Annotated in this window: 25 protein-coding genes; 13 read left to right on the top strand and 12 right to left on the bottom strand. The window is 66.4% G+C overall.

Features of this window, described 5'->3' with window-relative positions; translation table 11 throughout:
* Window positions 1-618 precede the first annotated feature (618 nt).
* From AT700_RS30320 to AT700_RS21320, 5 genes are all read left to right on the top strand, one after another.
* Complete coding sequence (locus AT700_RS30320; RefSeq protein ID WP_003085639.1) at window positions 619-915, top strand: DUF3649 domain-containing protein; 297 nt, start codon at window positions 619-621, stop codon at window positions 913-915.
* Window positions 912-2,432 (top strand): PepSY-associated TM helix domain-containing protein, encoded by a 1,521-nt coding sequence (locus AT700_RS21335; protein ID WP_015648177.1) that lies wholly within the window; start codon window positions 912-914, stop codon window positions 2,430-2,432. The genes AT700_RS30320 and AT700_RS21335 overlap by 4 nt, the downstream gene beginning before the upstream one ends.
* A complete protein-coding gene (locus AT700_RS21330) occupies window positions 2,432-2,755 on the top strand; it encodes a DUF3325 domain-containing protein (RefSeq protein ID WP_003103035.1) in 324 nt (107 codons plus the stop codon). Before AT700_RS21335 ends, AT700_RS21330 begins: the two co-directional genes overlap by 1 nt.
* A gap of 85 nt (window positions 2,756-2,840) precedes the next feature.
* A complete protein-coding gene (locus AT700_RS21325) occupies window positions 2,841-3,281 on the top strand; it encodes a VOC family protein (RefSeq protein ID WP_003085641.1) in 441 nt (146 codons plus the stop codon).
* Window positions 3,282-3,312: 31 nt separating this feature from the next.
* Window positions 3,313-4,134: an aldo/keto reductase gene (locus tag AT700_RS21320; protein ID WP_003109743.1), complete on the top strand. Its 822-nt coding sequence runs from the start codon at window positions 3,313-3,315 to the stop codon at window positions 4,132-4,134.
* A gap of 209 nt (window positions 4,135-4,343) precedes the next feature.
* Here the strand turns inward: AT700_RS21320 and AT700_RS21315 are convergent, their stop codons facing one another.
* Window positions 4,344-4,571 carry a hypothetical protein gene (locus AT700_RS21315; protein ID WP_003085644.1) on the bottom strand — a complete coding sequence of 76 codons (228 nt, stop codon included), beginning with the start codon at window positions 4,569-4,571 and terminating at the stop codon, window positions 4,344-4,346.
* A 560-nt stretch (window positions 4,572-5,131) separates the two neighbouring features.
* On the opposite strand from AT700_RS21315, the gene AT700_RS21310 reads away from it, so the two are divergent.
* The 3 genes from AT700_RS21310 (at window position 5,132) to AT700_RS21300 (ending at window position 7,463) form a co-directional block, all read left to right on the top strand.
* Window positions 5,132-5,527: a hypothetical protein gene (locus AT700_RS21310; RefSeq protein ID WP_009875985.1), complete on the top strand. Its 396-nt coding sequence runs from the start codon at window positions 5,132-5,134 to the stop codon at window positions 5,525-5,527.
* Between the two features lie 626 nt (window positions 5,528-6,153).
* Entirely contained in the window at window positions 6,154-6,921 is a 768-nt protein-coding gene (gene ampDh3 / locus AT700_RS21305; RefSeq protein WP_003106625.1) for an N-acetylmuramoyl-L-alanine amidase AmpDh3, read from the top strand.
* Between the two features lie 68 nt (window positions 6,922-6,989).
* Window positions 6,990-7,463, top strand: a complete 474-nt coding sequence (locus AT700_RS21300) for an SRPBCC family protein (protein ID WP_003085649.1) — start codon at window positions 6,990-6,992, stop codon at window positions 7,461-7,463.
* 51 nt (window positions 7,464-7,514) lie between these two features.
* On the opposite strand, the gene AT700_RS21295 is transcribed toward AT700_RS21300, so the two are convergent.
* The 6 genes from AT700_RS21295 to AT700_RS21270 form a co-directional block, all read right to left on the bottom strand.
* Complete coding sequence (locus AT700_RS21295) at window positions 7,515-8,831, bottom strand: Nramp family divalent metal transporter (RefSeq protein ID WP_048521421.1); 1,317 nt, start codon at window positions 8,829-8,831, stop codon at window positions 7,515-7,517.
* Window positions 8,832-8,937: 106 nt separating this feature from the next.
* On the bottom strand, window positions 8,938-9,639 hold the full coding sequence (locus tag AT700_RS21290; RefSeq protein ID WP_003116497.1) for a haloacid dehalogenase type II: 702 nt from the start codon (window positions 9,637-9,639) through the stop codon (window positions 8,938-8,940).
* Between the two features lie 30 nt (window positions 9,640-9,669).
* Window positions 9,670-10,917 carry an MFS transporter gene (locus AT700_RS21285; protein ID WP_048521420.1) on the bottom strand — a complete coding sequence of 416 codons (1,248 nt, stop codon included), beginning with the start codon at window positions 10,915-10,917 and terminating at the stop codon, window positions 9,670-9,672.
* The gene (locus tag AT700_RS21280; protein ID WP_003124233.1) at window positions 10,914-12,209 is read right to left on the bottom strand and encodes a 3-keto-5-aminohexanoate cleavage protein; all 1,296 of its coding nucleotides are present in this window, start codon (window positions 12,207-12,209) and stop codon (window positions 10,914-10,916) included. The genes AT700_RS21285 and AT700_RS21280 overlap by 4 nt, the downstream gene beginning before the upstream one ends.
* 288 nt (window positions 12,210-12,497) lie before the next feature.
* Complete coding sequence (locus tag AT700_RS21275; RefSeq protein ID WP_048521419.1) at window positions 12,498-13,745, bottom strand: aminotransferase class V-fold PLP-dependent enzyme; 1,248 nt, start codon at window positions 13,743-13,745, stop codon at window positions 12,498-12,500.
* Window positions 13,742-14,176 (bottom strand): RidA family protein, encoded by a 435-nt coding sequence (locus AT700_RS21270; protein WP_003116494.1) that lies wholly within the window; start codon window positions 14,174-14,176, stop codon window positions 13,742-13,744. Before AT700_RS21270 ends, AT700_RS21275 begins: the two co-directional genes overlap by 4 nt.
* 220 nt (window positions 14,177-14,396) lie before the next feature.
* On the opposite strand from AT700_RS21270, the gene AT700_RS21265 reads away from it, so the two are divergent.
* Window positions 14,397-15,350 (top strand): LysR family transcriptional regulator, encoded by a 954-nt coding sequence (locus AT700_RS21265; RefSeq protein ID WP_003085661.1) that lies wholly within the window; start codon window positions 14,397-14,399, stop codon window positions 15,348-15,350.
* On the opposite strand, the gene AT700_RS21260 is transcribed toward AT700_RS21265, so the two are convergent.
* The gene (locus AT700_RS21260; protein ID WP_003085663.1) at window positions 15,323-16,207 is read right to left on the bottom strand and encodes a LysR substrate-binding domain-containing protein; all 885 of its coding nucleotides are present in this window, start codon (window positions 16,205-16,207) and stop codon (window positions 15,323-15,325) included. The genes AT700_RS21265 and AT700_RS21260 overlap by 28 nt on opposite strands.
* 100 nt (window positions 16,208-16,307) lie before the next feature.
* Between AT700_RS21260 and AT700_RS21255 the strand changes: the two genes are divergently transcribed.
* On the top strand, window positions 16,308-16,733 hold the full coding sequence (locus AT700_RS21255; RefSeq protein WP_017002478.1) for a VOC family protein: 426 nt from the start codon (window positions 16,308-16,310) through the stop codon (window positions 16,731-16,733).
* Between the two features lie 18 nt (window positions 16,734-16,751).
* Here the strand turns inward: AT700_RS21255 and AT700_RS21250 are convergent, their stop codons facing one another.
* On the bottom strand, window positions 16,752-17,024 hold the full coding sequence (locus tag AT700_RS21250) for a hypothetical protein (RefSeq protein ID WP_003085667.1): 273 nt from the start codon (window positions 17,022-17,024) through the stop codon (window positions 16,752-16,754).
* 206 nt (window positions 17,025-17,230) lie between these two features.
* Between AT700_RS21250 and AT700_RS21245 the strand changes: the two genes are divergently transcribed.
* The 3 genes from AT700_RS21245 to AT700_RS21235 all read left to right on the top strand — a co-directional run bounded on the left by AT700_RS21245 (window position 17,231) and on the right by AT700_RS21235 (window position 18,415).
* Entirely contained in the window at window positions 17,231-17,470 is a 240-nt protein-coding gene (locus tag AT700_RS21245; RefSeq protein ID WP_048521765.1) for a hypothetical protein, read from the top strand.
* A gap of 263 nt (window positions 17,471-17,733) precedes the next feature.
* Window positions 17,734-18,099 (top strand): type II toxin-antitoxin system RelE/ParE family toxin, encoded by a 366-nt coding sequence (locus AT700_RS21240; protein ID WP_015503432.1) that lies wholly within the window; start codon window positions 17,734-17,736, stop codon window positions 18,097-18,099.
* Window positions 18,092-18,415 (top strand): XRE family transcriptional regulator, encoded by a 324-nt coding sequence (locus tag AT700_RS21235; RefSeq protein WP_034071998.1) that lies wholly within the window; start codon window positions 18,092-18,094, stop codon window positions 18,413-18,415. The genes AT700_RS21240 and AT700_RS21235 overlap by 8 nt, the downstream gene beginning before the upstream one ends.
* Window positions 18,416-18,790: 375 nt before the next feature.
* On the opposite strand, the gene AT700_RS21230 is transcribed toward AT700_RS21235, so the two are convergent.
* The 3 genes from AT700_RS21230 to AT700_RS21220 are packed head-to-tail and all read right to left on the bottom strand — an operon-like array spanning window position 18,791 to window position 21,112.
* The gene (locus AT700_RS21230; RefSeq protein ID WP_048521414.1) at window positions 18,791-19,879 is read right to left on the bottom strand and encodes a DUF3396 domain-containing protein; all 1,089 of its coding nucleotides are present in this window, start codon (window positions 19,877-19,879) and stop codon (window positions 18,791-18,793) included.
* Between the two features lie 16 nt (window positions 19,880-19,895).
* Window positions 19,896-20,597, bottom strand: a complete 702-nt coding sequence (locus tag AT700_RS21225) for a VRR-NUC domain-containing protein (protein WP_048521411.1) — start codon at window positions 20,595-20,597, stop codon at window positions 19,896-19,898.
* Window positions 20,594-21,112 carry a PAAR domain-containing protein gene (locus AT700_RS21220; RefSeq protein WP_012614469.1) on the bottom strand — a complete coding sequence of 173 codons (519 nt, stop codon included), beginning with the start codon at window positions 21,110-21,112 and terminating at the stop codon, window positions 20,594-20,596. Before AT700_RS21220 ends, AT700_RS21225 begins: the two co-directional genes overlap by 4 nt.
* Window positions 21,113-21,283: the final 171 nt, after the last annotated feature.

The raw sequence follows: 21,283 nt of genomic DNA, 5'->3' as shown, positions 1-21,283 counted from the left end.
GTCGCCGGCTTGAAGCCGAGGCGGCGCAGGGTCTCGCGGTATTCCTGCTCGTGCGCCGGACGCCGTTCGATACGCCGCTGGGCCTCCCGTGGCTCGCTGCCGGGACGCCCGGAAACCGCCTCGCCGGCATAGATGAAGGCCAGCGCCGCACGGTGCCGGGAAATGCTCTGCATGCGTCCGCTGCGCAGGTCGTAGCCGCTGTGCACGTGGCTGCCGAGGGTCAGCCGCGCATACGGCCGGGCCGGGTCGATGGCCAGGCTGAGCTGGGTGTCTGGGGCGGAGGGTGAAGTCATCCGGTATGTCCTTCGGCGAGACCAGCCGAAACCGCAAACAGCCGATATTACCAAGCTCGGCGCGCTTGCGCAGAGCGGAGATGGACGTATGGCGCGGCGGACGAATGCGACGGGATACGACCCGCACTCGTCGGACCCCGGCAATCCCTGGCGCGACGCGACCTGGCGGTCGTCCGGAGCAAGTACAAATGCGAACGTAATTGAGATACAGTCGCAAACCTTCCGAATCGACGACCGCCTCGCCACCCGCGAGCGCGGCGTCGCCGTGCCAGCCAGACGAGGTAGCGACGATGCAAGGCCCTGTTTCCACCCGGGACGCCGCCCCATGACCAGCCAGGCCCTGGCCGGCGGACTGTCCGTCACCGGCCGCATCCTCGTCGCGGTCCTGCTTGGCTACGCGCTGGCCTATGCGGTCACCGCCTGCCTGAGCATCTACCTGCCGCTGCCGCGTCCCGACCGGGTCTCGTTCGGCAGCCTCGGCTGCTTCGCCGTGTGGGTCGCGGCCATCGTCTACGCCTTCGCCGCGCGCAGCGCCTGGCGCGCCTGCTGGGTGCTGGCGCTGGCCAGCCTGGCGCTGGGCGGCCTGGCCTGGCTCGGCCTCGACTACGGAGCGCGTCCATGAACCTGCGTCAATCGATGTCCGGCCTGCATACCTGGTCGGGGCTGCTGGTCAGCTGGCTGCTGTTCGTCATCGTCTTCGCCGGCAGCCTGGCCAGCTTCGACAAGGAGCTGACCCGCTGGATGCAGCCGGACCTGCACCTGCCCGGCGCGCAGTCGCTGGGCGCCGACCAGGTGCGCGACTGGTTGCGCCAGCGCGCCCCCGATGCCCATGCCTGGTGGATGCTGCCGCCGAGCGAGCGGGCGCCCTACTGGAACGCCGGCTGGGAGCCACGCGACGGCAGCGAGTTCAAGGTCTTTCAGCTGGACGCGGTGAGCGGCCAGCCGCTGCCGAAGACAGTCGGCGGCGAGTTCTTCTTCACCCTGCACTACGACCTGCACGCCGGCATGGTCGGCCTGTACATCGTCGGCATCGCCGGGATGCTGATGCTGGTGGCGCTGGTCAGCGGGACCATCGTGCACCGGCGGATCTTCAAGGACTTCTTCACCCTGCGCCCGCAGGCGGCGCGGCAGCGCGCCTGGCTCGACGCGCACAACGTGCTGGGGGTGATCGGCCTGCCGTTCCACCTGATGATCGCCTACACCGGCCTGGTGATCTTCATCGTCTACTACATGCAGGCGGGCCTGCAGGTGGTCTACCAGAACGATGGCGAGCGCTTCTTCCATGAAGTGCAGGGCTCCTACGAACGCGAGGAAGTCGGCCGCCCGGCGGGGCCGCCGGCGTCCATCGACGGCCTGATCGTCGAGGCCGGCAAGGTCTGGGGCGACGGCGGCGCGCCGGGCTGGATCAGCGTCCACCATCCCTATGACGAGGCGGCCACCGTGGACATCCGCCGGCGCGACGCCTCGCGCATCCTCGACGACCAGCGCACGGTCAACTTCGATGCCTCCAGCGGCGAACTGCTGCATGCCCAGCCGTCCTATGCGCCCGGCTACGCCACCTACGGCTGGCTGACCGGCCTGCACATGATCCAGTGGGGCGGCCAGTTGGTGCGCTGGATGTACCTGTTGCTCGGGCTGTCCGGGGCGATGATGATCTTCGGCGGGTTGCAGGTCTGGCTGGCCAAGCGCGAGGTCCGCGGCAGTCGTGGCGTTGGTCTGGTGCGGGCGCTGAACCTGGCGGTCTGCGGCGGCCTGCCGCTGGCCAGCCTGGCGCTGCTGTGGGGCAACCGCCTGCTGCCGACGCAACTGGCCGGCCGCGACACCTGGGAGATCCGCGTGTTTTGCGCCAGTTGGGCGCTGGTCGCGCTGTGGGCCATCGTCCGCCGCAACAGCGGGGCCCTCGGTCGCACGCAACTGCGCCTCGCCGCCGTGCTGGCGCTGGGCCTGCCGCTGCTCGGCCTGCTGCGTAGCCCGGAAGGCAACCTGTTGGCCAGCCTGCAGCGCGGCGACTGGGTGCTGGCCGGCGTCGACCTCAGCCTGCTGGGCCTCGGCCTGCTCTGCGCCTGGCTCGGCTGGCGACGTCGGCAAGCGTCGAGCAAGCCCGCCCGGCGACGCCTGAACGTCCAGGAGGTGGCCTGATGCTGCTGGTCTTCGGCCTCAACCTGCTGGCCTTCACCGCTCTCTGCCTGGCCATGAACCGCCACCACAAGAACCTTCTCGGCCACGAGCCGTCGGCTTCCCGGGTGCTTCTGCTACGCGGCGTGGCGCTGCTCGACCTGGGCCTGGCGCTGGCCTTCTCGATCCACCGGCAGGGCGTGGAGATCGGCATCGTCTTCTGGTCCTGCCTGCTGATGCTGGCGGCCGGCACGCTGGTCCTGCTGCTCGCCTGGCGGCCACGCTGGGCATTGCCTTGCGCCGCCGGAGTGCCGTTGCTCGGCGGGGTGCTGGCGCTGCTGCGCTGAAGGGCGCGCCGCCCATCCGTGCCTCGGGGGCGGTCCGGTCCAGCGTCTATGCTGGTGGTCGTGCTTTCCCCCGGAGGTATGCGCCATGCACACGCCCGCCAGCAACACCGTCGCCAGCGTCATTCCCTGCCTGCGTTACCGCGATGCGCCGGCCGCCATCGACTGGCTGTGCCGGACCTTTGGCTTCCAGCGCAAGCTGGTGGTGCCCGGCGAGGACGGACAGGTGCTCCACGCCGAGTTGACCTACGCCAGCCCGAACGGCGCCAACGGCATGCTGATGCTCGGCTCGAGCGTCCGCGACAACGCCTACGGTCGGCTGATGCGGCACGTCGACGAAGCCGGCGGCAATACCCAGAGCCTCTACCTGGTGGTCGCCGATCCCGACGCCCTGTTCCGCAGCGCCCAGGCCGCCGGCGCCGAGATCGTCATCGACATCAAGGACGAGGACTACGGCGGTCGCGGCTTCACTTGCCGCGATCCGGAGGGCCACGTCTGGAGCTTCGGCAGCTATGATCCCTGGGCATGAGGCCCCGTCCATTCACCACAGGAGACGCTGCATGAAAACGCTCACGCTGATCGATGGCCAGGAGGTCGCCGCCATCGGCCAGGGTACCTGGCATATCGGCGAGCAGCCCGGCGAACGCAAGCGCGAGGTCGCGGCGCTGCGCGAAGGCATCGAGCTGGGGATGACGCTGATCGATACCGCCGAGATGTACGCCGAGGGCGGCGCCGAGGACGTGGTCGGCGCGGCTATCGCGGGACGCCGCGAAGAGGTCTTCCTGGTCAGCAAGGTCTACCCGCACAACGCCAGCCGCAAGGGTCTGCCGGCGGCCTGCGAGCGCAGCCTGCGCCGGCTCGGTTGCGAAACCATCGACCTCTACCTGCTGCACTGGCAGGGCCGGTATCCGCTGGAGGAAACCATCGAAGCCTTCGAGCGGTTGCGCGACCAGGGCAAGATCCTGCGCTGGGGCGTGTCCAACTTCGACCTGGGCGACATGTACGAACTGGACGGCAGCGCCTGTGCCGCCAACCAGGTGATGTACAACCTGGAGGAACGCGGTATCGAATACGACCTGCTGCCCTGGTGCCAGGAGCGCGGCATGCCGGTGATGGCCTACTGTCCGGTGGGGCAGGGCGGCAGGCTGCTACGGCACCCGGCGCTCGGCGAGATCGCCGCGCGCCACGACGCCAGCAGCGCCCAGGTCGCCCTGGCCTGGCTACTGGAGCAGGGGGTGATCGCGATCCCGAAGGCGGTGACGTCCGCTCACATCCGCCAGAATGCAGCGGCGGCCGACCTGGAACTGAGCGCCGATGACCTGCGGGCGCTCGACCAGGCGTTTCCGCCGCCTACCCGCAAGCGAAACCTGGCGATCGTCTGAGTGGAGTACGGGAGAAACGGCCTGCGCTTGTTTCCCCTGGCCGCGGGAATATGACGAAGTTGGCGAGGAAATATTTAAAAAGGAATAAGTAAGTATTTATTTCCTGCGTGGGAACTTTCTTCAACTTAACCTGTACTTTTCGCTGTCCCACAAAAAAGCCCCGTCGGGGACGGGGCTTTTCCTTGCATTCGCGCTGATGCTTGCATGATTCAGGCAGCCAGTGTTTTCTTGCGAACTCGATTGATCACTTCTTCCATTTTGCCGGAGTCGTCGTACTGCTCCGGATACAGGCGCTCGCTGTGGCAGGCCACGCCATGCTGGTCAACGATGGTGAAACTGAAGTTTCCTTTACGAGTTGCCTGGATCAGGCAGTCGAACGGCGCAAATGCGGCGGTTAGGGTGCGAATTGCATCCTGAGTACGATGTTGAATAGACATATTCTTATGTTCCTTTACTTTCACGCTTATGGAGCAGCGTATATTGCAAATGTTCCCGCTCCGTGACAGTGCCAAGAAAGCTTTGTGTCGGGGGAACGTACTGGTTATGCCGGCTTTTTTCGAAAAGAGCAAGCTGGCAGTTCAGGTACTAATCAGAGGATCGATTGGCAGGAAAGTTTCCAGGCCAGGATCCTGATCAATCTGCGGGTGGTATTGCGGGACGCCGGTCTTCCCATCGGCCCTGCTTGGCAGGGGATTGCTTCAGAAGAGTGGCGACCGAAGAACCATCGGAAGGCTGTAACCCTGATGGTAGAGCCCTTTTCATCTGTGGGCCCGGTCTTGGGGTAAAGCCTGATTGACTTTCAGTTTGGTACGCAGTCCCGGATTGTATGTCTTTCGACGAAGAAAGGCCAGGACATTTTTTGAGCAGATGTCGCCCCGGCGGCGGGAATGTTTGAGCATTTGTTTCGGCGGACGCCTGCCAACCGGGCAAAGGTTATGGGCCTGGCGTCGGCGGTGCGTGGCAGGATTGCCGTTCCATCGCCGCGCCGAGGTTATCCATGCCGTCGCCCGCTCGCACGCTGCTCCTGGCCTTCGTGTCCGCCTGGTTCCTGCTGGGTGGGCTGGGCCACTTCGTCTTCACCGATTTCTTCGTCGGCATCGTCCCGCCCTACGTGCCCTGGCCGCTGGCGGCGGTGTGGGTCAGCGGGGTCTTCGAACTGCTCGGCGCCGGCGCCCTGCTGGTGCCGGCATGGCGCCGGCTGGCGGCGTGCGGGCTGTTCATCCTGACCCTCTGCGTGACCCCGGCCAACCTCTACATGTGGCAGCACCCCGACCTGTTCCCATCCTTCCCGCCGACGCTGCTGGCCGCTCGCCTGGCGCTGCAGGCGTTCCTCCTCGGCTGCATCCTGGCGCTGATGCTGGCGCGGGACGAGGCGCCGCTGGCACGACGCTAGGCGCAGGCGAAAAAAAGCCACTGTGCGGGGGTGGACAGTGGCCGGGAATGCCAGGAGATGGAGGAGCAATCGGACCTGGCGTGGATAGAGTAGTAGTCACTCTGTCGAGGGTCTGTATGGCTATTGGTGAACTTTGTGAAGAAGTGCAAAGTAGAGCGGCCAACGGACGAACGGTGTTGCACGCGGCGGGACGCTCGCGGTAGTTTTTTCCCATGATCACGTTTCCCGTGGTCGCCCTCGAAGCCCGGCCCCAGCGCCGGGCTTCGTCGTTTCTGCCCGCCGCGCAACCGGACGCAGCGGGCGGCGACCGGTGCGAAAGGCTCTGGGGTGCGCCCGCACGGCGTCCGGCCAACTTAAAGTTCGGTTGTGCCGGGTGCTGTCATAACGCCATCGTTCAGTGGCCTCGGTGAGCCCCCGCACCCCCAGTTCGCTGGGGCTTGCCTTTGGTGTATCCCTTTTGCCCGGCCGCGTGCCGGGCTTTTTTATGCCCGGTCTTCTTCCTTCCGGTTTAGACGGGGTCCGCGTTTCCTTGGCCGGCCCCTGAACCTCATCGCTGCATCGACGTCCCTAGCTACAGGCGAGCCTGTGGCCGGGGGCTTTCCATCATCCGCAAAAAGGTGAAAACCATGCTGACCATCGACTACAACAGCTATCGCACCACTACCCCCTACGGCAAACGCGTGCGCTTCCTGGTGCTGCACTACACCGCGCTCGACTTCGCCGCCTCGGTCAAGGCGCTGACCACCGGCGCCGCCAGTGCCCACTACCTGATCCCGGCGCCGCATGACCCCAGCTACAAGGCCGCCGGCTTCAAGGGCCAGCGCATCTTCAACCTGGTCGCCGAGGAAGACCGCGCCTGGCACGCCGGCGTCAGCGGCTGGGCGCGCCGCGACAACCTCAACGACACCTCCATCGGCATCGAGATCGTCAACCTCGCCCGCGACGACGACGGCGTGTTCACCTTCCCCGACTACGAGCGCTCGCAGATCAACGCACTCAAGCAACTGGCGAAGAACATCCTGCAGCGCTACCCGGACATGACCCCGAAGAACGTGGTCGGCCACTCCGACATCGCCGTCGGGCGCAAGTCCGACCCGGGGCCGAAGCTGCCCTGGAAGGAACTCTACGAGGCCGGTATCGGCGCCTGGTACGACGACGCCACCCGCGATCGCTATCGCGAAGGCTTCGAGCGCGACGGCCTGCCGCCGCGCGCCGACCTGCTGGAGGCGTTCCGCCTGTACGGCTATGCGCTGCCGGCGACGGTCGACGATGCCTACTTCACCAGCCTGCTGCGCGCCTTCCAGATGCATTTCCGCCCGGAGAACTACGACGGCGCGCTGGATGTGGAGACGGCGGCGATCCTCTACGCTCTGAACGAGAAATACCCGGCCTGAGCCATTAACCGCGAGCGGCCGCCCGATGCGGCGGCCGCTCCCTTGCCCACCCCCATGGAGGACTTGCCATGACTGCCGTCGCACAGGTCGTCGCCAAGGCGGAAATGCTGATCCGCCGCCCCATCGCCGAGGTCTTCGAAGCCTTCGTCGATCCGGCCATCACCGCCAGGTTCTGGTTCAGCCGCGGCGATGCCCGCCTCGAAGCCGGGAAACGGCTGCGCTGGCACTGGGACATGTACGGGGTTTCCCAGGAAATCGAAGTGAAAGACCTGCAAACGAACCGCCGCATCCTCATCGAATGGCCGAATGGCGACAGCAATCCTTCCCAGGTGGAGTGGCTGTTCGAGGAACTGCCCGGCGCCGGGACCTTCGTCAGCATCCGCAACAGCGGTTTCGTCGGCACCCCGGAAGAGGTCATCCCGCGGGTGGTAGACGCCACCGAAGGTTTCACCCTGGTGCTGGCCGGGCTCAAGGCCTGCCTGGAGCACGGCATCGCCTTGAACCTGGTGGCCGACCGTTTTCCCCGCGGTCTCGATGGCTGAGCATTGCCTGAGTGCGCGTCCCGCACCGCGCAGCGTGCCCTCAGGCAATGCTCAGCCGAACGCGAAGTCGGCCAGCAGTTGCAGGTTCAGGCCGACGATCGCCAGCGCTACCGCCCAGGCCAGCCACCGGGTCCCGGCGCCGATCGCCAGCGGGCCCATCAGGCGCCGGTCGGAAACGAACTGTAGTAGCGGGATCACTGCCAGCGGCAACTGCATCGACAGGATCACCTGGCTGAAGATCAGCAGCCGCGCGGTGCCGTCCTCGCCGTAGAGCAGGGTCACCAGCAGCACCGGCAGCACTGCGACGCCCCGGGTCAGCAGGCGCCGCGCCCAGGGCGCCAGGCGCAGGCGGAGGAAGCCCTCCATGACGATCTGCCCGGCCAGGGTGGTGGTGACCGTCGAGTTGAGGCCGGACGCGAGCAGCGCCACGGCGAACAGCAGCGAGGCGAGTTCCAGGCCGAGCAATGGCGAGAGCAGCGCGTGGGCCTGCTCGATATCGACCACCTCGGTGTGCCCGTTGCGGTGGAACACGCTGGCGGCGACGATCAGAATCGCCGCGTTGACCAGCAGCGCCAGGGTCAGCGCCAGGCTGCTGTCGGCCACCGCCCAGCGCAGCGCCTGGCGCTTGCCGGCAAGGCTGCGCGGGTAGGCGCGGCTCTGCACCAGCGAGGAATGCAGGTAGAGGTTGTGCGGCATGACGGTCGCGCCGACGATGCCGATCGCCAGGTACAGGGCAGCCGGGTCGCTGAGCACCCGCGGGCTCGGCAAGAACCCTTGGAGCACCTCGCCGAGTTCGGGACGCGAGAGCAGCAACTGTACCGCGAAGCAGGCGAAGATCAGTGTCAGCAACGCCACCACGAAGGCCTCCAGCGGCCGCTGGCCACGTCCGATCAGGACCAGCACCAGCAGCGCGTCGCCCACGCAGAGCAACGCGCCCCAGGCCAGCGGCAGGCCGAACAGCAGCTTCAGGGCGATGGCGGTGCCGATCACCTCGGCCAGGTCGCAGGCGATGATCGCCGTCTCGCAGGCCAGCCACAGCAGGCGGCAGGTGCTCGGCGAGTAGCGTTCGCGGCAGGCCTGGGCCAGGTCCAGGCCGCTGGCGATGCCCAGGCGCGCGGACAGCGCCTGCAGCAGCATCGCCATCAGGCTGGAGAGCAGGATTACCGAGAGCAGCAGGTAGCCCAGTTGCGCGCCGCCGGCGACGTCGGTGGCCCAGTTGCCCGGGTCCATGTAGCCCACCGCGACCAGGTAGCCGGGGCCGGCGAAGGCCAGCAGGCGGCGCCACCAGTGGCCGCCGCTGGGGACTTCGACCGGCTGGGCGCGACCGGGCTCGGCGGCCTGGGGGGCCGGGGTATCCTTCGCGGACATGACGAAGCTCCTGCCGGACGCGTGCCGGCGCTGCGCGCGCCTTTCCCGGCGCGCCGTGGCGCGCGGGTTGGGCGAGCGGTTCAGGGGGCAGGAAGGAGGAAGTCGGTCAGGCCGAGGCCGCCAGTTGCCGGTGCAGGTCCGGCAGGTCGCTGGCGATCAGGTCCCAGTCCTGCTCGGCGGCGAGGTCCTGGGTCTGGCCGGGGCCGTATTCCAGCGGCCGGGCGATGAACGCGGTCTTCAGGCCGAGGGCGCGCGCGGCCTTGAGGTCGTAGTTGTGCGCCGCGCAGAGCATCACCTCCTGCGGCGGCAGGTCGAGCAGGCGGCAGGCGCCGAGGTAGACCTGCGGGTCGGGCTTGTAGTGGCCGAACAGGTCGGCGCACAGCAGCATGTCCCAGGGCAGCCCGGCGTGCCGCGCGACGTCGAGCATCAGCGCGGTGTTGCCGTTGCTCAGCGCGGCGAGCCAGTAGTCGGCCTTCAGCGCGTGCATCCCGGCGAGCGTGTCCGGCCACGGCCGCAGGCGGTGCCAGAAGCCAGTGATGCGTTGCAGCAGGGCCTCGTCCAGCGCCAGGCCGAACTCTCCGGCCAGGGCCTCGAGACTCTGCCGGTGCAACTGGTCGAGGTGCTGCCAGGGCGCCTGGCCGTTGCGTACCCGGTCCATCGCCGGCTTGTATTGCTGGCGCCAGCGGTCGGTCAGTTCCACGCAGGGCAGGGTCCCGCCGAGTTCGCGCTCCAACGCCTGGAACTGCTCGATCAGGCTGGAACGCCAGTCCACCAGGGTACCGAACACATCGAACAGGATCGCGCGCATCGTGCCTCCTCGGCCGTGGCCGTCATCGCTTCAGTGCTTCTGTGGCAGCGCGGTGGGCAGGCCGCGGCCGCTCCAGGCGGTGACCACAAGGGCTACCGCCGCCATCAGGCAGAGCGCCAGCCAGCCGGGGACGAAGCTGTGGCTGAAGTCCTTGAGCAGCCCCAGCGCCGGCGGCGCGAGAACGATCGCCAACTGGTTGATGGCCATCGCCAGGCCGAGGGCGAAGCCGGTCTTGCCGACCGGCGCGGTATCCGCCACATAGGCCACCCAGGGACCGTACCAGCCGAAGCCGAAGAAGCCCAGCCAGGCCACTACCAGGCCCATCCCCAACGGCGATTGCAGGGGCAGCAGGACCAGCGCCAGCAGGCCGAGGATCACCGCGCCGAGGCAGACCATCACCGGGAAGTAGCGCCCGGCGCGGCAGCGGTCGCTCCAGGCGGCCAGCAGGATGCGCCCGGCGACGCCGCTGCCCTGGGCGACGAACAGCAGGGTCGCGGCCATGCCGATGCCGATCTCCAGGGTCTCGTGCAGGTAGAGCACGGTGAACACCAGGATGCCGTACTGCACCGAGATCAGCGCCACCCCGGAACAGACGATGTTCTTCATCGCTGGATCGGTGATCATCGCCAGCCGCGACTTCACCACCGCGCCCAGGTCGCGTTCGGCGGGGTTCGCGCCGGGCGCGGGGGCGTCCGGCGGGGTGCGGTAGAAGAGCATGAAGGCCAGCGCGCCGAGGAACGCTACCAGGCCGCCGGCGAGGAATGCGCTGCGCCAGCCGTAGATCCCCGCCAGGTACGGCAGCAGCGCGGCGGACAGCGCGCCGCCCAGCGGCAGCCCGGCCTGGCGGATGCCCATGGCGAAGCCCAGCTGGGTCTTGGCGAACCAGCGTGACACCGACTTGCTGCCGCCCGGCTGCGCCGTGCTGTAGCCGGCGCCGACGACCACCAGGAACAGCAGGATGGTCAGGTAGTCGGTGGCCCACAGCGAGGCGCAGAGGGCCAGCGCGACGATCAGCGTGCCGAGGCCGACCACCAGCCGCTCGGAGTAGCGGTCGAGCAGCTCGCCGGCCACCAGCAGGCCGACGATCGGCACCAGCTGCGCCGCCGACACCAGCAGGCCGATCTGTAGCGACGAGAGTTGCAGGTCGTTCTGGATGAACACGGCGATCGCGCCGATGCCCTGGACGAAGAAGCAGGCGCAGGCCTGGGCGAAGGTGGCGATCAGCAGGATGACCCAGCGGTAGCGCTGGGTGGGGTTCGGGGCGAGGGCGGCGGTCACTGGACGAACTCCCGTGCGAGGGTGAAGTTGGCTTCGCCGAGCGGATGCAGGCGCTGCAGCGACAGGTATTCGCCGAGGGTGCGTTCCATGCCCATGCGCTGGAAGATCCGTTCGCCGTCGAGCTCGGCCTCGGCGCCGTTGGCGCGCAGTTCGTCGAGAGCCTGGCGCAGCAACTGGCAGTTGTCGCTGAGCGTCACCTGGCCGTCATCGTCCACCGCATAGGGCGTGTCCTCCATGCCGACCCGCAGCACGTCGACCTGGCTGTCCGCCTGCGCGGCATAGGCGGCCAGCCGGCGCACCGCGCAGAGCGGGGTGCCGGCGCGAGGGCCGACGTCGAGCGGCCGGAAGTGCTGCGCGGCATGCTGCGGCATCACCGCCGCGCCGACCGTGATGCTGACCTTGCGCTTGCGCACGCCGGGTTCGCCGATATCGTACTCCAGGCTCTTGGCGCTCTCGATCACCGCGCGGAACTGCTGGTAGGTCTCCGGGAACGGCAGGCGTGGCGAGAAGCCGAACAGCAGGATCACGTTCAACTGGCCGGAACCGCCCAGGCGCAGGCGCGGGTGCTCCACGGCGAAACGGGTCATGGCGTAGCTGCGCACGTGCTGCACCCACTCCACCTCGTGGAACAGGCCGAGCTTCTGGCGCGCCTGGATGGCGTTGCGGTAGACCTGGAACTGGGTCATCGGCGAGGTCACCCCGTAGTCGGCGCCCTTGCTGGTGGAGTGGGTCTGCAACTCGGCCTTTTCCAGCGCCGTCGACGGCTGGTAGTCGCGCAGGTCGGCGAGGAAGGCCGGGCTGGAGGCATAGTCGAGGTCGAGCTTGCGCCTTTGCTTCTCCAGCTCGCAGATCACCTGCAATTCGATGGCCGCCTGGATCGTCACGAAGTGCGCACCGCCCAGGTGCAGCGGGATGGCGCAGTGGCTGACCCGCTCCCACTCGCCGAAGCGGCGGATGTTCTCCTGCACCTCGCTGCCGTTGCGGCTGGCGCCGAAGCTCAACATCAGGTCGGGGAAGCGGTTCTGCAGGGCGCGGCTGACCGCCTGGTAGATGTCGTTGTCGGTGGTCTGTTCCTGGGTCAGCGGGTTGCGCGCGTGATAGTGGTAGTAGCGGCAACCCATCTCGTAGAGCTGGCGCGCTTCGTCCAGCAGTTCGCCGGGGGCGGTGCGGATGGTGGCGCCGGTGCAGATGCTGTCGAGCAGGCGGTCGCCGGTGGCGGCGTGGTTGCGCGGGGTGAACTTGGCGCCGGTGGAGGCGCATCCGAGAATCAGGGTTTTCCGGGATCCGGTCATGGTCGTCTTTCCTCCATTCATCATTCCATTGAGGGCGGAGCGGTCCGCGGGGGACCGAAAGGCTGCCCAGGGCGTCGAAAGTCGTCGGTGTCTCAGGCAGGTGAAAGATGTCGCTGGCGGGATCGTTATGCGTTGTTCTACGAGAGGGATTTAAACCGCATGGCGGCGGCCGTGCGCGGCGCATTCGGCAACGCTCGTTGCCGCCGGCACAAAGACCTTGCGCAAATCGCCCGGCGTTGCGCCAACCGCCGGCACGGCGGCGCAACGTTGCCATTCGCGCAAGGTCGCTCAACTGGCGGCGCGCTGTCGCAGGCAATCCTCCAGGGCCTCGCCGAGGCGCTCGATCTCGCTGTCGTCGGTCAGGTAGTGCGGAGTCAGGCGCAGTACCCCCGGCAGCGCCTGCTCGCGCAGCGCCCAGCGGGCATACTGCGGGCCGATGTAGGAGGCGTTCACGCCGCGCGCGTGGAGGCGCTTCAGCCATTGCTCGCCGCTCAGTTCGGGGGCCGCGTAGGTCATCAACGCGCTGGCGTGCGGCCCTTGTTCCAGCGGCGTCCAGCCGAGCCGGCGGTAGAGCTGCTGGGCGATGCGTTCGCGCAACTGGCGGTTGCGCCGGGCGATGCGCTGGACGTCGGTCTGCAACAGGTAGTCGCAACTGGCCTTGAGCGCCAGGCGCAGCCCCGGGTTGAACTCCGAGCATTCGAAGCGCCGCGCGTCATCCCGTGCCTGCAAGGCGAAGGCGTCGCTCCATTGCGCGCCGCCGACGTCCAGCCCGTCGGGCAGGGCCAGGCGCTCCAGGGCGCGTTCGCCGAGATAGAGCACGCCGAGTCCCTTTGGCCCGCGCAGCCACTTGCGTGGCGGGAACACCAGCACGTCGCAGCCGATCGCCTCCACCGCCAGCGGCAACTGGCCGACCGCATGGCTGGCATCGAGGAAGAACAGCCCGTCATGGGCGCGGATGCGCTCGGCCACGCCCTCCAGCGCGGTAGCCGCGCCATGCCCGGTGGGCACCGCGCTGAGCGACAGCAGCGGCGTCTGGCCGGGGGCGAGGTCGTGCAACTGCTCGTCGAGCCGTTGCAACAGCTGTGCGGCGTCGCCGCGTGCGTCGATCAGGCGCAGCTCCACCCCGCGCTGCTGGCGCGCGGCGAGCAGGCACAGGCTGTTGGAACCGTATTCGTCGAAGCTGCTGATCGCCCGTATCCGTGGATGGGCGGCCAGGGCCGCGGCAAAGGCCACCGACCAGGCGCGGCTGGCGCAGTCGAGCAGGGCGATGTGCCGTGGCTGGGTGCCGAGCACTCGCGCGACGCTGTCGCGGACCGCCAGCAAGGGCTCGGCGAAATGCTCGGCGGCGCGCTGCACGCCCCAGCGCCGCTCGGCTTCCAGCCAGCTGTCGAGGGCCTCGTAGAGCACCTGCGGCGGCAGGCTGGCGGAGCCATGGGCGAAGTGCGCGTAGCTGCCCCAGGCCGGGGTCTCGCGGCGCAGGCGCAGCAGTTCGTCGGCACCGAAGGCGTCGGGGGCGGCGGGGAAGAGCGCGCTCATGGCCGCACCGCCGCGATCAGTTCCACCTCCACCGCGGCGCCGCGCGGCAGCTCGGCCACGCCGACGGCGGCGCGGGCGTGGCCGCCGCGCGCGCCGAGCACCTCGTCGAAATATTCGCTGGCGGCATCGATCACCGCCGGCTGCTGGACGAAACCCGCCGCGCTGGCGACGTAGCCGGTCACCTTGAGCAGCCGCTCGACCCGTTGCAGGCCGCCCAGCGCCTCCTCCAGCGCCTGCAGGCAGCGCGCCGCGCAGAGCCGGGCGGCCTGGCGGGCCTGTTCCAGGTCGAGTTCGCTGCCGACCTTGCCGGTCCAGCGCAGCTCGCCGTGCTGGCGTGGCAACTGGCCGCTGACGTAGGCGATGCCGGCGTGGAGCACCACCGGCTGGTAGGCGCCGCCGGCGACGATGGCCGGAGCGGGGGATGTCTGCATGGTCCTGTCCTCGTGGCGGACCCGCCCGGCCACGATGCTCGGGCGGGTCGATGGCTGGAAAAGCGCGACCTCACTACTGTGGGCCGCTTTTCCCGGTCTGTTTTGCGGGAGTCGACGAGCTGCTTGCCAAATCGGCAAAACAAACCGAACTTTAGCCTTGCAACAGGCACCGCCGCGCGAAGTAGACTGAAAACGCCCGACCGTTGAGGAACGCGCAACGATGATCGACCTGGTGATGCTCAAGGACTTCCTCGTCCTCTGTCGGATCAAGAGCTTCAGCCGTGCGGCGCAGGAGTGCCATGTCTCCGTGTCCGGGCTCAGCCGGCGTATCCAGACCCTGGAACAGTGGCTCGGCGCGCCGGTGTTCGAGCGCCACAAGCACGCCCTCGAACTGACCGAGGCCGGCCGCCAGTTGCAAGGCGTGGCGCAGGACGCGGTGCGCGCCCTGGACAACCTGCGCCAGTCGATCCGCGAGCGCGACGAAGACGCCCAGCGGCGCATTCGTTTCTGCGCCCCGCACATCCTCTCCTCGGTGTTCTTCCCGCACTGGATTCCGCGCCTGCAGGCGGACTTCCGCAGCGCCAAGTTCAGCGTCGACTGCGATTACCTGCCGCAATGCCTGTCGCGCCTGCGCGACGGCTCGGTGGATTACGTGGTGGCGTTGCTCGACGAAGGCGAGGCGGTGTCGCGCCGCCTGGGCATCGACAGCGAAGCCGAGTTCCAGCGCCTGGAGCTTGGCCACGAACAACTGGTGGCGGTCTGCGCGCCGGACGCCGCCGGCCAGCCGCTGTTCAACCTCGACCGCCTGCAGACCGAAGCGCTATCGTTCCTCGGCTACTCCGAGGAATGCCACCTGGGCTGGGCCCTGGAACCGCTGCTGCGCGACAGCGGCCTGTTCCTCCAGCGCCATCACAGTTCCAGCCAGACCGAGGGGCTGCGCTTCTTCGCCCAGTCGCGCCTGGGCGTCGCCTGGCTGCCGCATACCCTGGTCCGCGAGGACCTCGCCAGCCGTCGCCTGGTGCGCGCCGGCGGCCAGCGCTTCGACGTGCCGTTGCGCTACACCCTGATCCGTCGCCGCCTGCCGCTACCCGGCGAGGCCGAACGCCTGTGGACCTTCCTCGGCGAGCTGGCGCGCCCGGCGCCGCGCTACGCGGTGGTCGGCGCGGCCTCCTGAGCCGCCGTCTCGGCCAGCAGGGCGCGGCGGAATTCACCGACCAGGTCGTCCTGCGCCGAACCGCTGCGGCTGACCATCACCAGCTCGCGCTGGAATTCCAGCGCGCCCAGTTCGATCACCCGTACCCGCGCCGGCTCGCGTAGCCACAGCCCGGCCCGGGGCAGCAGCGCCACGCCGAGGCCGTTCTCCACCATCCGCGCGATCGCGTCGATCTCATCCAGCTCCATTACCTGGCGTGGCCTGAGCTGTTGCGCCTCGAGGAAATCGCCCACCAGGCGACCGCCGAAGGACACATGGTCGTAGCGGATGAACGGTTGCGTGCGCAGCAATTCCAGCGCATCCGTCGCAGTGCATTGCGGCGGCGCGATCAGCACGAACGGCTGGCGCTCGACCCGTTGCGCGGAGAGCCCGCGCGGCAGGTTGAACGGCGGGCGGATGAGGATCGCCAGGTCCAGTTCGGCGGCGTCCACCTGGTCCAGCAGGTGCAGCGAGACGCCCGGCACCACCTGCGGCTCGATGTGTGGCGCCTGTTCGGCGAGGCGCTTGAGCACCTCCGGCAGCAGCCCGGTCTGCGCCGTGTTCACCGCACCGATGCGCAGGCGTCCGCGCGGGCTGTCGCCCTGGCCGATGCCGTCGAACAGCGCGAGGATCTGCTCGGCCGTACGCACCGCCTGCCTCCCGACCTCGTTCAGGTGTGCCGCGCGCGGCGTGCGCTTGAACAACTCGACGCCGACGCTGCGTTCCAGCGCGCGGATCTGCGCGCTCACCGCCGACTGCGTCAGCCCCACCTGTTCCCCCGCCGCGGCGAAGGAGCCCCGGCGCGCCACGGCGACCAGGGTGCGGAGTTCGCGGATCATCCAAGCCTCGAAAAAAGTGTTGCTCAGGCGAAATATTATGCGCTTTCCATCGAAATCGGCAGGGCAAATAATCCCGGCACACCCACAGAGGAACCGCGCCATGAGCCTGATGCCCTTCCACCTCGCCATCCCCGTCCACGACCTGCCCGCCGCCCGGCGCTTTTACGGCGAGGTCTTCGGCCTGAGCGAAGGCCGCTCCGCCGAGCACTGGGTCGACTTCGACTTCTTCGGCCACCAGTTGGTCATCCACCAGCATCCGCAGACCGATTCCCAGCGCCACGTCGGCAGCAACCCGGTGGACGGCCACGACGTGCCGGTGCCGCACTTCGGCGTGGTCCTCGCATGGGACGACTGGCACGCCCTGGCCGAACGCCTGCAGCAGCGCGGCACCCGCTTCGTGATCGAGCCCTACATCCGCTTCAAGGGCCAGGTCGGCGAGCAGGCCACGCTGTTTCTCTTCGACCCCTGCGGCAACGCGCTGGAGTTCAAGAGCTTCCGCGACATGGGCCAGTTGTTCGCCAAGTGAGATTGCCGGCGCTCCACCTTACTGTGCGCAGTCCGTGCAGAACTCCAGCGCCGCGCAGCTGGACTGCTCGTCCGGTAGGCTCGATGTCGCGCACTCTTTCTTGCGCACCACGCTGCCCAGCGGCGCCAGCTTGAACCGCTCCGGCGGCGGGCTGGCCGGCTTTGCGCTTGTCGTCCCGTCGAGGTCGGGCTTGAAGGCGTGTTCAAGGTCGCCCAGGCGTTCGTCCAGGGTGGCGGAGGAGGCGAGGGCGGGCGTCAGGGCCAGGATGAGCAGGAGAACGCGGTAGGGCATAGGGTTTCCGGTGTGGGTGGCGATGCGCTGGAGCCGGGCACGGCATCCCCGCATGACGAGGAATCGAAGCGGCCATTCAAGGCGATTGCGTGTTGGCGATGGGATGCGCTCGCCCTCTGTTTGGCATTTTGTGAAGCGCTTCGCACCTTGCCGGAGCGGCACCTTGTCCGGGCAAAACCGTCACCGCACAGTCCCCTTCCACCTTCATCCCCCTGCGACGCACCTCGCAATGCAACCAGCATCCCGGCTGCGCCACCCTCTACCTGGACAGCAGCGCAGCCAGCGAAGACCTGTTCGACACCGCCCGCCGCCGGCTGGAGTCGGCGATCGGAACGCTGAGCGTCCTCGACCTGCTCGACGAAACCGAAGACCGGCGAAAGCACCGCCGCATCACCGGCTCCTTGCTGTCGCTGTTCGAGGCGGAATACGCACGCAGACACCGATAACCGACGGAGGCGGTAAATGGCCAAGGCTGGGCAGGACTGGGGCTGGAGAGGAGGGGACGGGCCAAGCTCTGTGCTATGCCGGCCTGTATGGGCGAGTAATTTCGACACTTTTTCGACACACGGAATGAGGCTGCCTCGCGGGTCCTGGTGCGTCCATCTGGGACCGGATCGTCTTCAGGACTCCGTGCGCTCGGTCCGTTGTCGGGAAGCGCTCTCTTTGAGTAGGATTCCTTTGATGGAATATTCCCTGGGGGTTATATTTTGTGGCGTGGGATATCGAGTACACCGACGAGTTCGGTGATTGGTGGGGTTCTCTGTCCGAGGATGAGCAGGAGTCGCTAGCTGTGACGGTTCGCTTGCTTGAGGAGCGGGGGCCATCCTTGGGGCACCCCCACAGCAGCGGCATCAATGGCTCCCGCCCTGGCCATATGAGAGAGCTACGGACTCAACACGGCGGGCGACCTTTCCGAACGCTTTACGCGTTTGACCCCAGACGCTCCGCGATACTGCCGATCGGTGGCGACAAGACTGGCGATGATCGTTGGTACGAATTGAACGTGCCCATTGCCGACCGCCTCCATGACGAACACTTGCACCAGCTCCGTGAGGAGGGACTGATCGATGGCTAAGAAATTCTCCGACCTTCGGGCGCAAATGTCGCCTGAGGCACAGGCCCGCGTCGAGGCCAAGGCCCAGGAACTGTTGGCTGAAATGCCCCTGAATGAGTTGCGCCAGGCTAGAGGCTTGTCGCAGAAGATGCTGTCTGAAGTGCTGCAGGTGCAGCAGCCGGCAATTGCCAAGATGGAGCGGCGTACGGATATGTACATCTCCACCTTGCGCAGCCACATCGAAGCCATGGGCGGCCATCTGGAAGTGATTGCACGCTTCCCGGATGGCGCGGTGAAAATCAGTAACTTCGCTGATATCGAAGAGACGGGCGCCTAAGGCTATTCGTTACGACAGTTCTTCGACTTCAAAGCCTTAGAGCTGTTTCCAATTTAAAGGTGTTTTAGATATCGCCGATAAGAAGTAAATGACGCCAATGGAGATGGTCTTATGGGTTTGAAGAAGTTTTAGTAAGGTGTAAAGAAGACAGATTTTAAGTTTGAGTTTGGGTTTCGAGTCGCGAATCTATTAAAGAGGGATGGTTGTTGAATAATAAGTAATAGATGCTGTTTGGGTGATATTGAAGGCACGATTAGATAGGTTGAATTCTTGCTTATAAGCACTCTTGTGAGGGGCAGATATTTTTTCTGTCAGGCTCGCCTCATAGGGAGTGTAGCCTTGGCGAGCACTTTTGATCCCAGAAAACGTAAGCCCCTACGGGCGCTCCGGCAGTGAGTTCGTCGCGTCCAAGCATGGCTCAGTGTTGAGCAATTTGTCGCGCCAGCGGGGGAGTTCGCTGTCTTCCACATCCAGCCGTTTCAGCCATTGATCGGCCGCCCAGCCCACCAGCCGCAATTCGCCGTCATGTGAGCCGCCGTGTAGCGAGCCGATGGTTTCATAGCGAATGCCTTTGAGCGCGTGGTTCAGCAGCACATACGGAGCGGGCCTGGAGTCTTCCGCATCACCCGCGATATAGGGATAGGCACCGGCCTGGATTACCACGCCATCGCCGTAGCGGTAGAAGGCAAAGTGGCTGGAGGGCAGTTGCGCACGCAGGGCATCGAGCCCGCCGGCCAGCGCCAGGCGCTCGTTGTTCAGGAGGGTTAGCCAACTGACAGTTTTGATTCTTGTAGGTTTGAACTCGGGAGTATTGGCCAACAGACAAGCCGTCCCTACATCCAAACCCGGCATACGCGCCGCCATAAAGGCTTCGGAGGGCTCGTCATTGTCCCAACTGGTCGGCGAGAGATTGTAGGCATGCCCCGCATACCCCTGCTCAGGCTCTAGTCGACGTGCGAAGTCGATAAATAGCTGTAGGAAATCCAATGGCTGCTGCTCTTGATATAGCAGAGGTACGGAGAACTCCAGAACACTAAGATCATGCCCCATTTTGGCTTGCCAGCTCCGCTTGCCGTAAATATCAAACAGCCAGGCGCCTGCATCGCGGGATTTCTTGCCGCTGGTGTAGCAGAAGCTGAGATGATCGTCTTCATCCATTGCCCCCATCATCTCGCGCAGTGGTTGGGTGTCACGGTATGCGGTCAGTGGCTTTCCTTGTGCAGGCTCTTCACGCCAGAGCCGGGTGAGGTGGGGCTCTGCCAGGCGCTTGAACTCATCGAAGCATTGGCATAATGACTCTCGTACCAGAGGGGTATGGGCCTCTTTGAAGTAGAGAGTGCCGCGTAGGCAAAGCACTGCACCGATATAGTCTTCGGGGCCGCCCTTCATCAACAGGTTGCCGGCTATTTCCAGCAGATGGGGTTGCTTGGCTAACTCTGCGGCCAGATCGAATGGCTGTTCCATGGGCTTTTCCTCTTGATCAACAGGCGGGAATCATCGGGCGAGGGGAACGGCCTCGGGTCAAGACGAACATCACCCCACCTGCGATGGCGGCGGCCCACCCTACTTGCTCTACTGGCACCTTGGATCGTTGATTTTCCTGGCCACAGTCGCAGTCGGAGGGCTTCATTTCAACAATCTTGTTCTTGTTGCCGGCAATCGCTGCATAATCCTCAAGTTGTTCCCTATTATGTGGGTCAGGCGGAAACTTCATCTCCACCACCTGTTTGATATTGTCCTGGGTTGGCGGCCTGTTGGGATTCTGAACGATGATCACGTCGGGCCTGCGAATCATTCCTTTCCCTGGCTTGAACGGCGGATGCTCCGGATCTTCATCCCAATACTTGCTGATCCATCCCGGTATCCAGCCATGTGGACTGTTACCGGTCTGGCTATAGAGAATCGGCTGCGGTGGGTTCTTGGTCATGTCGTAGCTGACCTCGGGCTTGTAGGGGCTGCGTCCCTGGAGAACTTCGTCCAACTCTCCCAGCCGCTGTGCCACGCACGCCTGCTTGAGGCTTTTGCCATCCTGGCTGAGGTTGGGCGTGCTGCTGCAATGGCAGACCGCCGAGCACAGCACCTTCTTGTCCTGCGGATCGAGCCTGGATTCCAGAGTGCCGACGGGGTTGGTCCTGCCTTCGGGGCTCATGCCTCCCCGGGACAGGCTGGGCTGGTCGCTCATGCGTCGCCCCTCTGCACCAGGTCGATGTAGAGGGTCTCCGCGGTGGGGCGCTCGATCCAGGAGGTCATGCCGTCGGCATCCGTGGTGTCGAACGCATTCCAGCCGCCACTCGACCAGACCCTGACCCGGCGTCCGGCGACGGGCTTGCCCGTTTCGTGGTCGATGAGCTGGAAGCGCCCGGAACAGGGCACGCTGTTGCGGTTAAGGGGAAGGGCGGGAGCGCGCGGGGCGGGCGTGAAGACGTCGCCGATGAGTACCGTCCCCGAGCCGCCGATCACCACGTTGCCGTGCGCCCCGATACTACCCAGCGTCACCGCCGGCAGGCCGTTGATGAGTACCGTCGACGAAACGGCTGAGATCATCGGGCTTCCGCAGGCTGAGGCGTCGCCTTGCCGTGCTGCCGGCAGGCCGTCGAAAACGACGTCGGGAGAGCCCTGGACGATGGGGTTGCTGCCATGCCCTGGCACTGGGCAGGTCGTTGGATCGGTGACGCGGGCGGCGGGTTTTCCACTCATGTGCGGGTCCTTGCATCAGTGAGATGTGCTGGCCGCTCTGGCGGCCAATTCGGGATTGAACGAGTCGGCACCTATCGCCAGCGGAAGAAACGCAGAAGGGGACTTCTCCTTGTCCCACCTCCCGGCATTGGTTTCTTCTCCGGCCCGCCGAGGACCGTAGCGAGGTGCGCC

The sequence above is a fragment of the Pseudomonas aeruginosa genome (assembly GCF_001457615.1).
Taxonomy (GTDB): domain Bacteria; phylum Pseudomonadota; class Gammaproteobacteria; order Pseudomonadales; family Pseudomonadaceae; genus Pseudomonas; species Pseudomonas aeruginosa.
The sequence above is the reverse complement of the archived record's forward strand: the minus strand, read 5'-3'. Positions and strand labels throughout refer to the sequence as shown.

Excerpts from the sequence above, each read along its gene's own strand:
- AT700_RS21250 (WP_003085667.1), bottom strand. The coding sequence starts at position 17,024 with ATGCCCTACCGCGTTCTCCTGCTCATCCTGGCCCTGACGCCCGCCCTC.
- AT700_RS30320 (WP_003085639.1), top strand. The coding sequence starts at position 619 with ATGACCAGCCAGGCCCTGGCCGGCGGACTGTCCGTCACCGGCCGCATC.
- AT700_RS21260 (WP_003085663.1), bottom strand. The coding sequence starts at position 16,207 with ATGATCCGCGAACTCCGCACCCTGGTCGCCGTGGCGCGCCGGGGCTCC.
- ampDh3 (WP_003106625.1), top strand. The coding sequence starts at position 6,154 with ATGCTGACCATCGACTACAACAGCTATCGCACCACTACCCCCTACGGC.
- AT700_RS21295 (WP_048521421.1), bottom strand. The coding sequence starts at position 8,831 with ATGTCCGCGAAGGATACCCCGGCCCCCCAGGCCGCCGAGCCCGGTCGC.
- AT700_RS21225 (WP_048521411.1), bottom strand. The coding sequence starts at position 20,597 with ATGAGCGACCAGCCCAGCCTGTCCCGGGGAGGCATGAGCCCCGAAGGC.
- AT700_RS21255 (WP_017002478.1), top strand. The coding sequence starts at position 16,308 with ATGAGCCTGATGCCCTTCCACCTCGCCATCCCCGTCCACGACCTGCCC.
- AT700_RS21325 (WP_003085641.1), top strand. The coding sequence starts at position 2,841 with ATGCACACGCCCGCCAGCAACACCGTCGCCAGCGTCATTCCCTGCCTG.
- AT700_RS21265 (WP_003085661.1), top strand. The coding sequence starts at position 14,397 with ATGATCGACCTGGTGATGCTCAAGGACTTCCTCGTCCTCTGTCGGATC.
- AT700_RS21335 (WP_015648177.1), top strand. The coding sequence starts at position 912 with ATGAACCTGCGTCAATCGATGTCCGGCCTGCATACCTGGTCGGGGCTG.
- AT700_RS21275 (WP_048521419.1), bottom strand. The coding sequence starts at position 13,745 with ATGAGCGCGCTCTTCCCCGCCGCCCCCGACGCCTTCGGTGCCGACGAA.
- AT700_RS21220 (WP_012614469.1), bottom strand. The coding sequence starts at position 21,112 with ATGAGTGGAAAACCCGCCGCCCGCGTCACCGATCCAACGACCTGCCCA.
- AT700_RS21310 (WP_009875985.1), top strand. The coding sequence starts at position 5,132 with ATGCCGTCGCCCGCTCGCACGCTGCTCCTGGCCTTCGTGTCCGCCTGG.
- AT700_RS21300 (WP_003085649.1), top strand. The coding sequence starts at position 6,990 with ATGACTGCCGTCGCACAGGTCGTCGCCAAGGCGGAAATGCTGATCCGC.
- AT700_RS21230 (WP_048521414.1), bottom strand. The coding sequence starts at position 19,879 with ATGGAACAGCCATTCGATCTGGCCGCAGAGTTAGCCAAGCAACCCCAT.
- AT700_RS21330 (WP_003103035.1), top strand. The coding sequence starts at position 2,432 with ATGCTGCTGGTCTTCGGCCTCAACCTGCTGGCCTTCACCGCTCTCTGC.
- AT700_RS21315 (WP_003085644.1), bottom strand. The coding sequence starts at position 4,571 with ATGTCTATTCAACATCGTACTCAGGATGCAATTCGCACCCTAACCGCC.
- AT700_RS21320 (WP_003109743.1), top strand. The coding sequence starts at position 3,313 with ATGAAAACGCTCACGCTGATCGATGGCCAGGAGGTCGCCGCCATCGGC.
- AT700_RS21235 (WP_034071998.1), top strand. The coding sequence starts at position 18,092 with ATGGCTAAGAAATTCTCCGACCTTCGGGCGCAAATGTCGCCTGAGGCA.
- AT700_RS21270 (WP_003116494.1), bottom strand. The coding sequence starts at position 14,176 with ATGCAGACATCCCCCGCTCCGGCCATCGTCGCCGGCGGCGCCTACCAG.
- AT700_RS21280 (WP_003124233.1), bottom strand. The coding sequence starts at position 12,209 with ATGACCGGATCCCGGAAAACCCTGATTCTCGGATGCGCCTCCACCGGC.
- AT700_RS21290 (WP_003116497.1), bottom strand. The coding sequence starts at position 9,639 with ATGCGCGCGATCCTGTTCGATGTGTTCGGTACCCTGGTGGACTGGCGT.